Raw genomic sequence first — 11,160 nt, forward strand, 5'->3', positions numbered from 1 at the left:
ACGCAAGAAGGACGCTGAAGAGCTTAGTTGCGGATTTGAGGGTGAAGATTATTGGTAATATTTTCCTCGATTTGAATATTTGGAAAGGCATTTCGGCAAGAACCCAGTTCGGTCTTGATTATGGCAATGCTTATAATCGTGCTGTTGATGGTGTTTGGTCGGAAACTGGAGGAAGAAATAGCGATGGAGAAAACTATGTAGGCAGTTATCAATCACATCCGTTGAGTTATGTATGGACTAACACTTTGTCATATACATTGAGTACTGGTAAACACAATTTGGATGTTGTGTTGGGTACTGAGGCAACCAGATTCGTTCAAGAAGGATTTTCTGCAAGAAGAGAAGGTATTTATTTGGAAGATAGAGATTTTGCACATATTGGTGTAACTACCGGAGAGAAATATAACTTAGGTAGTTCTGCAGATGAATATACCTATTTCTCTTTGTTTGGTAAGGCCAACTATGTTTATAACGGAAAGTACTTGCTGTCTGCTACCGTTCGTCGTGACGGTTCTTCTTTATTCGGTGAGAATAACCGTTATGCTACTTTCCCTGCTTTCTCCGTTGGTTGGAGAATCAAGGATGAAGTTTTTATGGAAGATTTTGACTTTCTGTCCGATCTTAAATTACGTGCTAGCTGGGGAGCAAACGGAAGTGTGCAAGGTCTTCCGAGAGGATATACTACCACTCCGTTTACAACAAATTATTTTGGAACATCTTATCCTATTCAGGGTAATGAGAGCGGTCCCTTGTATTCCGGTTATAACAGAACTTGGCTTGGTAATCCTGACTTGAAGTGGGAAACTACTACGCAGACGGATTTGGCTGTCGACTTCGGATTTTTCAACCAACGTCTTACAGGTTCTTTAGGATACTATTTCAAGAAGACAAAGGATATTCTTGTACAGACTCCTTATATTGCTGTGATGGGAGAAGGTGGAGAACCTTGGATTAATGGTGCAAATATGAATAATCAAGGTCTTGAATTTGAAGTTAGTTTTAGGAATGACCCAAGTGCCGAATTCCAGTATACTATTTCAGCAAATATAGGTACTTATAAGACGAAATTGACAGAGCTTCCTGAAAACGTAATTAATAAATATCCGGGAGATGGTGTCCGTGACTTCGTTATTGGTAGGTCTCCCAATGTATTTTATGGTCTTGTAGCTGATGGAATTTTCAAGACACAAGAGGAAGTGGATAACCATGCTGAACAACCAGGAAAAGCTATTGGTCGAATTCGTTATAAAGATTTGGATGGTGATGGTCGTGTAGATGAATTGACTGACAGAACGTATATCGGAACAGCCGATCCAGATTTCTTTGGAGGAATCACTTTCGATTTCAAATATCGTAATTTTGATTTGAATATGTTTTTCCAAGGTGTGTTTGGTAATCAGGTAAGTAATGATTGGAAGCGTCAGAGTGATTTTTGGCATATATCAGGTTCCGTTCCTGTCGGAAAAAATCATCCGACTAGATTATTGGATGCTTGGTCGTTTGACAATCCTGATTCAGATATTCCGGCGATGACAAATGTTATGACCAATAATGAACAGAGAATGTCTACTTATTATATAGAAGATGGTTCTTACTTGAAGTTGAGAAATATAGAATTGGGTTATACTTTTCCTGCTAAAATCACCAACAAGATGATGATGAAAAATTTGAGAGTATATGCTTCTGCAAGAAACGTATTTACTTTGAAGAAATTCTGGGGAGATGACCAATTTACAAGTTTTGACCCGGAAATGTCTGGTTATGGATATTTGACTCCATTCACAATGACTTTCGGACTTAATGTTACATTTTAATTAAAAAAACACAATGAAAAAGTTTATATCATCATTATTGATTTTAACCGCTACATTCGGCTTGACCGGATGTGAGGATTTCCTACAAGTAAATCCCAAACAAGTTTTGGATGAGAACTTGCTTGTTAAACCAAGTGATATGGAAGGCTTTGTAACAGCTGCTTATGCAAGAATGACAGATATTCCGTCTTGGGATTCACCATTCTCACCTTGGTGGTCTGGTTCTCTTCGTTCTGATGACTCTTATAAAGGAGGAGGAGGCGTCTGGGACGGCGGCGATGGATGGGGATATATGGAAACCTTTGTGAATTTGACTCCTAATGGCTGGCCTATTGATTACCCTTGGTATGTTTCTTATCAAGTTATCCAAAGATGTAATACTGCAATCCAGAAAATGCAGCCGATTTCTGAAGAAGATTTTCCAGTAAAGAACAGTCGAATGGGTGAGATGCTGTTTCTTCGCGGATTTACTCATTTCAGACTGAAAGAGTTCTTCAAATATATACCTTACATGGATGAAACTATAACAGGTACTTCTGCAGATTTTGAGGCTGTACCGAATAGGGACAAGAACTATCCGAATGATCAGTATCTGTGGGAGAGAATTCTTAAGGATTTCAAGGATGCAGAGTCATATCTTCCAGAAGTACAGATAGATAAAGGAAGAGTCAATAAGAATGCGGCAACGGCAATGGTTGCAAGAACATTGATGTTTATGGCTTATGAGCAAGATGAGAGACATCAGGTGATTAATGTAAACAAAGAACGGCTGAATGAAGCTTTGATTTATCTGAACAAGTTGACGGAACAAGAAGGTAAAGCTTTGGACTTATGTAGCAATTTTGGTGAGAATTTCATGATTGAGTCTGATAACAATACGAAAGAATCCATTTGGGAGATTCAGTATTCTATCAATGATAATAGTTCTACTGGGGGTAAAATCAATAGAAGTGAAGGACTGAATCATCCGTGGAATTGGGGAGGTTTTCAGTGTTGTGGTTTCCATCATGCAAGCTATACAATGGGTAATGCTTTTAAGACTGGTGAAAATGGATTACCGTTGTTTGATACCTATAATGATGATTGCTATGGTGATTACATAAAGAAAGCCGATGGTTCGGATGATATTACACTTGTAGATGCCGGTAATAAGGCTTTCTTCGACCGCTACACTTTCGACCCTCGTTTCAGTCATACGATATGTGCACCCGGACAGCCTTGGAAGTATGACCCTTATTTGATTTTTGAGGCTCGTGGTATTCGTAATGGTGTTGAGTATGGTTATTTGAAATCTGTGAAGGAATTACCGCATCCTAATTGTGACTGTTTGCTGTACGATGGTTGGCAGTTTAACTCTATGAACAAGAGATTAATCAGATATGATGAAGTGATACTATGGAAAGCAGAAGTCCTAATTCAATTGGACAGACAAGATGAAGCTTTGCCTTTGATTAATAAAATTCGTCAGCGTGCCGCCAATAGTCTTGAGAATCTGAAAACTGCGGATGGAAGCTATATTCTGAACTACAAATGTGAGTTGTATAAACCTGGTGTGAATTGTACATGGACCAAAGAATTTGCATGGAAGGCCATGGAATGGGAAAACCGTCTTGAACTAGCTTGTGAAGGACGCCGTTTCTTCGACTTGCAGCGTTGGGGAACTCTGGAGAAAACGATGAATGCTTATTTTGCAGTGGAAAGAAATAGATTTGACTGGATGAATATAGCACGCTTTACTGCTGGTAGGGATGAATTCTTCCCCATATCACAGGCTCAGATGAAGTGGGCAAAAGGTAATTATACACAAAATCCGGGATATTAATATTAAACTTTTAGAATTATGATTATGAAAAATATAGTAAGAATATGCATGGTAATATTTACTTGTTTATTGTTTACTGGTTGTTACGACAGAGATGTTGTAGGCAGTAAAGGAACACATTATATTTTGCCTAAAGTGGAAAACCTTGATTATTCAGTACAAGGGAATACAGTGAAGTTGACATGGCAAATTCCAGATAATATACCTGATGAGTTTTTGAGGCCTCTTGAAGTAAGTATTCAGAAAGTGGAGAATGACATCTATAGAGATGTGATAACCATTGGTAATGAAGGGACATTTGCCGAAGGCATTGCAATCGATGCGAATAAAAGGTACAGATTCGTTGTAAAATTGGTAGGAAACTTGACAGACGAAGTTGTAGAAACCGGAATATCCAGCAGAATATACTCCGAAGGTCAGGTAATTGACATTCAATAATTAAAGTTTGCTGTATCATAGATGCAGTCCGGTATTTCTATGCTTCCCGTGTACTGCATCTATAGATACAGTAAACTGACTTAAAACAGACGCTATGAAAAATATTCTATTTATGGTTCTTTCTTTCTCTATATTCTTGTTGTTTTCTTGTTCGGATAAAGAGGAAAATGAGCCTTTTATACCAGTTGATGAGATTATCTCTGCGAAAACTTTTCTGATTCCAAATAAAGACACGAAGGTTGTTTCAACGATTCTGAATTTTAAGAATATAGATGCCATAGATTATCTGATGGTTCGAAAAAGTGGAGGAAATAGTTATTCAGTCAAAATAGATAGAAATGAGTTAACTGCAGATTATGTATTTAATTATGTGGTTCAGAAGACGGATCCCCAGAATTTTAGATTGATATTGGTAGCAGTTTATAAAGATGGAAACAAATCGAATGACCTTTCTTTGAATGTGGATAACCGTTGGGGATTCTTTATCCGAAGCGTCAGTCGTACTGCTCGTGTAACTGGTAGTTCTATGGACGGAGAAAACTTCCCAAACCCTAATAATACTGCGACAAAATGGAATGTAGGAGGAACAGATCTTGGCATTATTTGGGAGATGCAGCCCGGAAAATATGGAATTTTCTTTGGTGATACTTTTGGGTATGACTTTAAGCCTAATCTGGCTAATCCTGGACCTAACGGAGGGAGTTGGCGTAGTAATGTGCTGGCTTTCTCGGAGGATAATGATTTAGAAGATGGATTGTCATTCAGCAATATGGCTACTGATGATAAAGGGTATGCCCGCGAGATAGTATATGGGGGAAAAGATTCGTCAGGTAATGGTGATTGGACTTCTATCCCAACAGCTGCTATTCGTGCTAATGGAATAGATTATGTGCATTATTTTAATATGAGAAATTGGACGGGATGGATTACAAATTATTCGGGAATATATAAGTCGGTTGATAATGGTTTGACATGGGCTAAATGTAAAGATATAACCTTCTCATCTTATAGTTTTTTTGGCCAGGTAGGGTACTTTAAGAAAGATGGATATGTTTATATGATAGGTACTCAAACGGGGAGGGATAGCAATGCTAAATTAGCACGATTTCATGAAACAGATATTGAGAATAAGACAGCTTATGAATATTGGAATGCTTTTACTAATCAATGGATAAAAGGCAATGAAAATGAGGCAACAGTATTAATAGAAGATAAGGTTGGTGAACTTTCTTTTATATATAACGAGACACATAAGAAATGGATAATTGCTTATTTCAATGCAGATAGATATAATATAACTATGCGTACGGCAGAAGACATAACTGGCCCATGGAGTGAACCCTATGAGCTTGCTAATGGTAGAGAGTATGCCCAATTGTATGGTTCTTACATTCATCCGTTGTCGGTAACTGGTGATAATTTATATTTTACGATGTCAATGTGGATGCCTTATAATGTTTTTTTAATGAAGGCTGAATTGGCTGATATGGGAGAGTTTTAATTATATTGATAAATATAATATCATGAACACACGCACATTAATTATAACTTTTGTTTGGATGATAATGTCCAACATAGGCATCTGTGCTCAAGAGCATTGGGATGCACAAGAGAGAATTGAGTTGAATAAGGGTGTTTTTCCGAAAAATTTTAGTAAAGCTATTGATGCTATACAGTATGATTTATTAGGAATTGAGAGAGGAAAAAGCCATGTGAAAGTGATAGATAACAACACTTTGTACATAAACCTTTCTTTTTCGCTTAAAAACTCTGTTCAACAAGGTGATTGGCGTATAGCCGTAAAGCCGGATTTTTTACCTTCGTTCCATTGGGCGCCACATCTTACTCCTACTGATAGAAATGTCATCGATCAACATGTATTCCGTTCTCCTGCCCTTATTGTAGCAGACGATCATCAAACTCTTATTCTTATTCCCGATTTGGATATTATGCAGAAGGGGACTCCTGTACGATGGTATATGGATATGGACGCATCCTCTAATACACTTATTCTCGGAATGTGTAATAACCATGTATCCGAACACGTTCTGTTTGAGCGTGATCAAGAAACTACTTACCCAAAAGGAGATATTGAAATAGGCTTTTATTTGATGTATTCTGATAGCAAGGAAGTATTGCGGAATCCTTTTAATAAGCCGTTAGAATTTATGTGGAGTCGATGGGGGCATGCTGCATATGAGAAAGGTAATCCGGTGAAGGAAAACCTAGAAACGTATGTGAAACATACTTATAATTGGGCTTTTAATTCATGGTCAGAAAATGTGTGGCAGCAATTTGAGTTAGATGGGAAAAAAGTGGGTGCTCCCGTATTCATTGTGAATGTTACTCAAAGTCCTAATTATCCGGGAGAGATTAATGAACGTGAATTTCGTTCTATCTGGAATCAGGCATGGTTCAGTTCATTGCGTTCTGCAAGTGGATTATATCGATATGCAAGAAGAACCGGTAATAGGGAGCTTCTTGCAAAAGCAAATTTGACAAAAGAACTGGCTCTGTCATTTCCGCAGAGGAATGGTTTTTTCTATGGACTTATCGGTACGGAAATGCATGAAGTAGAGATTGATGGTAAAAAGTATAATCGGAGCAAGGGGTGGAATACCTATTATTGGGGAAATTCCAACAGAAATCCTTATACCTGGAATCCGAAAGAATCTCCGTATCATATTCTTGATATGAGTTGGACAGCATTGTTGATGCTTCGGTGGTATGATGAATTAGAAAAAGATGCCCGTCTTTTGGCTTATGCAGAAGATTATGCGATGGCTTTACTTGGAATACAGTATGAAAATGGTTTTTTCCCTGGCTGGCTTGACTTAAAGACAATGCAGCCGATGAACCATTTGAATGCTTCTCCTGAAACATCTTTATCAGTTACTTTTTTACTTAAACTGTATGAGCTTACACATAAGGAAGAGTATAAACGGGCAGCATTTAGAGCTATGAATGCAGTTATCCATGAAATTATCCCGGTTGGGAAGTGGGAAGACTTTGAAACCTATTGGTCTTGTTCTCGTTACGGTTCGGATAACTTGGTAGGTAAAAAAGTTTTGCGGAACAATATGCATAAACAGAATAATTTTTCAATGTTCTGGACAGCTGAAGCCTTACTGGAGTGCTATCGTCTTACCTCAAATAAAGAATATCTTGATTATGGACAGCGTACACTTGATGAATTGCTGATGACCCAAGCATCGTGGCAGCCGCCATACATGTATGTAAATGTATTGGGTGGTTTTGGTGTGTTGAATGCCGATGGTGAATGGAATGATTCACGCGAAAGTCTTTTTTCCGAACTCATCATTCAATATGGAAAACTTCTTGATAAGCCAGAGTATATAGAACGGGGATATGCTGCACTTAAGGCATCTTTTGTAATGATGTATTGTACTGAAAATCCTCAAACCAAACAGCAATGGGAAAAAGTTCATCCGTTCTTTGCTTCAGAGGATTATGGATTCATGATGGAAAATTACGGGCATGGCGGCCGTACAAATCCGGCAGGTGAAGGTATGGGTGAGTTTACAATCTATGATTGGGGAAATGGAGCAGCGGCTGAAGCGTACAACCGCATCCTTGATAAATTTGGAAAAATAGAATAATGATTCGTTAACATTAATAATTCAACTATGGTAAGATCAACTTTAACCTTATTGGCCCTATTTAATGTGGCTATACTGTTTCCGGGTAAAGCAATGTCCCAGAACAGTGAAGGGCGGGAGTTTAACGGTAAGTATCAAAAGGAATATCTGGATAAGATTGCATTTCCTATAGGGGGAATCGGCGCCGGAATGTTCTGTTTGGAGGGAACCGGTGCCATTTCGCATGTGTCTCTCAGACACCATCCTGATGTGATGAATGAGCCGTATACCTTTGCTGCGATTTATGTAAAGGGGGTTGAGAACGGAGCAAAGGTATTGGAAGGGCAGGTTCCGACTTGGAAGTTATTTGGTCCTGCACAGAGTGGTTTAGGTAGGGGAGACAAGACGTACGGTCTTCCACGCTTTGAAGAAGCGGTATTCCAGGCACGTTTCCCTTTTGCAACTGTAGATTTGAAAGACAAGGATATGCCTTTGGCTGCAAAGATTACGGGTTGGAGTCCTTTCATTCCGACGGATGTGGACAATTCCAGTTTGCCGGTTGGAGTACTGGAATATCAATTTACAAATACTTCCGGTAAGGCTATCGAGACGGTATTTTCTTATAATACCAAAAATTTCATAGATGGTCAGGGTACTATCCGAGGGGTAAAGAACGGGTTTGTTTTAGAATCCGATCAGAACAACAGTGGGCTAGCTATTTATGTGGACAATGCTGTTGCTGTTGTAGACCATTGTTGGTTCCGTGGTGCCTGGTTCGATCCGCAGACTGTGGTTTGGGATAATATTCGCTATGGGCGGATTGCTGATAAGCAGCCGGTTAAGGGTGTTGCTCCGGGAGCATCTGTTTATGTTCCGCTGACGTTGCAGCCGGGAGAGACAAAAACAGTCAAGGTAAACTTCTGCTGGTATCTGCCCGATTCAAACCTTTCTATCGGTGGTGCCAGAAAGGTAGGACAGGCATTTACGGGAATGCCCTGCAAGGGAACGGCTTCCGGTCAGCAACCTGTGAGCGGCTTTGTCGGCAAGCAGTTGCTGAACTCGTTCGATAAGGGTGGAGATGGACTGACGGGTATTATTCAGTCTCCTGAGTTCAATATTGGGAAAAGATATCTGAAGTTTCTGGTAGGTGGAGGCAGTCAGGCTGACCGTACTTCTGTAAATCTTGTAGTAGACGGAAAGATTGTAGAGACGGCGGTCGGAAATCAGACGGAGACTCTGAGTGAAACCGTATGGGATTTGAAACCTTATCAAGGAAAGAAGGCTTTTGTGAAAGTCATTGATTTGGATGTTTACCCGTGGGGACATATTCTGGCCGACCAGTTTGTGTTGACAGACAATAGGAATGAAGATATTTACAACTTGTCTTCTACATCCACCTTACTTGCCGATTTTGAAAGCAACAGTTGGGGAGACTGGCAGGTTGTGGATTCTTCTGAGGAAGAAAAACAATTCCTGGCAGATGAAGGAGATGTCGAAGCTACCTACAGACCTTGGTACTCGGAGCGTTTCAAGAGTTTGAATGAGGTTATCGGCTATTGGGATGCAAATCAGGCGATGCTGGAAAAGAACAGCCGGCTGTTCAGTGATGCATTCTATAGTTCCTCTTTGCCGGCAGAAGTACTGGAGGCTGTTGCTACTAATTTAACTATATTGAAATCTCCTACGGTATTACGTCAATGGGATGGAAGATTTTGGGCTTGGGAAGGATGTCAGGATTCTTTTGGCTCTTGTCACGGAAGTTGTACGCATGTGTGGAACTATGCACAGGCTTTGCCCCATTTGTTCCCGTCTTTGGAAAGAACCTTGCGTGAAACGGAATTCAGGGTAAGCCAGAATACGGAAGGACACCAGAATTTTAGAGTCAACTTGCCTATTTCGGCACCGCCTCACAACTTCCATGCTGCTGCCGACGGACAGTTGGGCGGGATTATGAAAGTTTACCGTGAATGGCGTATCAGCGGGGATACACAGTGGATGAAAGACCTTTTCCCGGCAGTGAAAAAGAGTCTTGACTATTGCATCCGTACATGGGACCCCTTGCATAAGGGCTATCTTGAAGAGCCGCACCACAATACTTATGACATCGAGTTCTGGGGACCGGACGGCATGTGTACAAGTTTCTATTTGGGAGCTTTGACTGCGTTTATAGAGATGGGCAAGGAGCTGAAGCAACCCGTTAAGGAATATACGGCCCTGCTGTCAAAGGGCAAGAAATATATGGAAACTGCACTCTTCGATGGAGAATATTTCATACAGAAGATTCAGTGGGAAGGGCTTCAGGCTCCCAATCCGGTTGATGTAATGTCTTTCGGGGGAAGTTATTCCGATGAGGCCCTGAAATTGCTGAAGGAAGAAGGGCCAAAATACCAATACGGTACCGGTTGTCTGTCCGATGGAATTTTAGGGATGTGGATGGCTTCCGTATGCGGACTGGATGAAGTGCTGGACAATGAAAAGGTCAGGAGCCATCTGGTGGCCGTACACAAATACAATCTGAAACATGACTTGGTAGACCATTTCAATCCTCAAAGACCGGTGTATGCTTGTGGTAAGGATGGCGGATTATTGCTTTGCACATGGCCGAAGGGTGGTATGCTGTCACTGCCTTTTGTATACAGCAATGAAGTCTGGACCGGTATCGAATATCAGGTTGCCAGTCATTTGATGATGAAAGGTGAGGTGGAAAAGGGCTTGGATATTGTCCGTGAATGCCGTGAGAGATATGATGGAAGAGTAAGAAACCCATTCAATGAGATAGAGTGCGGGCATTGGTATGCACGTGCCATGGCAAGCTATGGAATGTTGCAGGGGCTTACAGGAGTGCGGTATGATGCTGTTGACAAAACCATGTACATCAATTCTAAGATTGGTGATTTCAAAAGTTTCATCAGTACTGATACCGGTTTCGGAACTATTGAATGGAAAGCAGGAAAGCCTGTGTTGAACGTGGTTTATGGCAACATTGATGTGAAACGCTATAATGTTTCAGGCAAGATTGTGGATTGAGGTCAATTAGGATAGGGATGTACAATCAAAGACAGATTAAGATGACAGAGAAGAAGAAACTTCTTGTTTTGTGTGTTGCACTATTTTGTTTTATAGCTGTTTCTGCACAGCAGAGAATGTCTGTATCGTCTCCTGACGGAAAACTTAGATTTTCTCTGAAAGTAACGCCGGAGAGTGTTTCATATGACATCGACTATAGGAAGCAGTCTCTTATAGCAAATTCTTTGCTTGGTTTCAGCTTTGATAGCGGAGAGTTCGGAAGGAATCTTAAAGCAGGAAAGGTGCAGCGTAAAAAGATTGATGAGACATACAAGCTCATTGTCGGCAAGACAAGTAGTGTACGTAGCCGTTGCAATGAAATGACCGTTCCCATGCAGGAACGGTCAGATTCCGGCCGTCTGATAAACCTGGTTGTAAGGGCATTCGATGACGGGATAGCATTCAGATATGAATTTCCGGA

The 11,160-nt window shown here is 40.4% G+C and carries 7 protein-coding genes; all 7 read left to right on the forward strand.

Going from position 1 to position 11,160, the window contains the following annotated elements:
* Positions 1-1,814 (forward strand): SusC/RagA family TonB-linked outer membrane protein (locus DW096_RS18770; RefSeq protein WP_120151113.1); only part of this gene is annotated, 1,814 nt, incomplete at its 5' end.
* Positions 1,815-1,827: 13 nt separating this feature from the next.
* Entirely contained in the window at positions 1,828-3,636 is a 1,809-nt protein-coding gene (locus DW096_RS18775) for a RagB/SusD family nutrient uptake outer membrane protein (RefSeq protein ID WP_022400944.1), read from the forward strand.
* 24 nt (positions 3,637-3,660) lie between these two features.
* Positions 3,661-4,074 carry a DUF4945 domain-containing protein gene (locus tag DW096_RS18780; protein ID WP_225982630.1) on the forward strand — a complete coding sequence of 138 codons (414 nt, stop codon included), beginning with the start codon at positions 3,661-3,663 and terminating at the stop codon, positions 4,072-4,074.
* Positions 4,075-4,168: 94 nt separating this feature from the next.
* The gene (locus tag DW096_RS18785; protein ID WP_022400943.1) at positions 4,169-5,575 is read left to right on the forward strand and encodes a DUF4185 domain-containing protein; all 1,407 of its coding nucleotides are present in this window, start codon (positions 4,169-4,171) and stop codon (positions 5,573-5,575) included.
* A gap of 22 nt (positions 5,576-5,597) precedes the next feature.
* Positions 5,598-7,694: a hypothetical protein gene (locus DW096_RS18790; RefSeq protein WP_118931264.1), complete on the forward strand. Its 2,097-nt coding sequence runs from the start codon at positions 5,598-5,600 to the stop codon at positions 7,692-7,694.
* Between the two features lie 27 nt (positions 7,695-7,721).
* A complete protein-coding gene (locus DW096_RS18795; protein WP_233555739.1) occupies positions 7,722-10,700 on the forward strand; it encodes a GH116 family glycosyl hydrolase in 2,979 nt (992 codons plus the stop codon).
* 41 nt (positions 10,701-10,741) lie between these two features.
* Positions 10,742-11,160: glycoside hydrolase family 97 N-terminal domain-containing protein (locus tag DW096_RS18800; RefSeq protein ID WP_199711492.1), on the forward strand; the 419-nt coding region annotated here is incomplete at its 3' end.

Source organism: Bacteroides sp. AM07-18, assembly GCF_003602695.1.
GTDB classification, from domain to species: domain Bacteria; phylum Bacteroidota; class Bacteroidia; order Bacteroidales; family Bacteroidaceae; genus Bacteroides; species Bacteroides uniformis.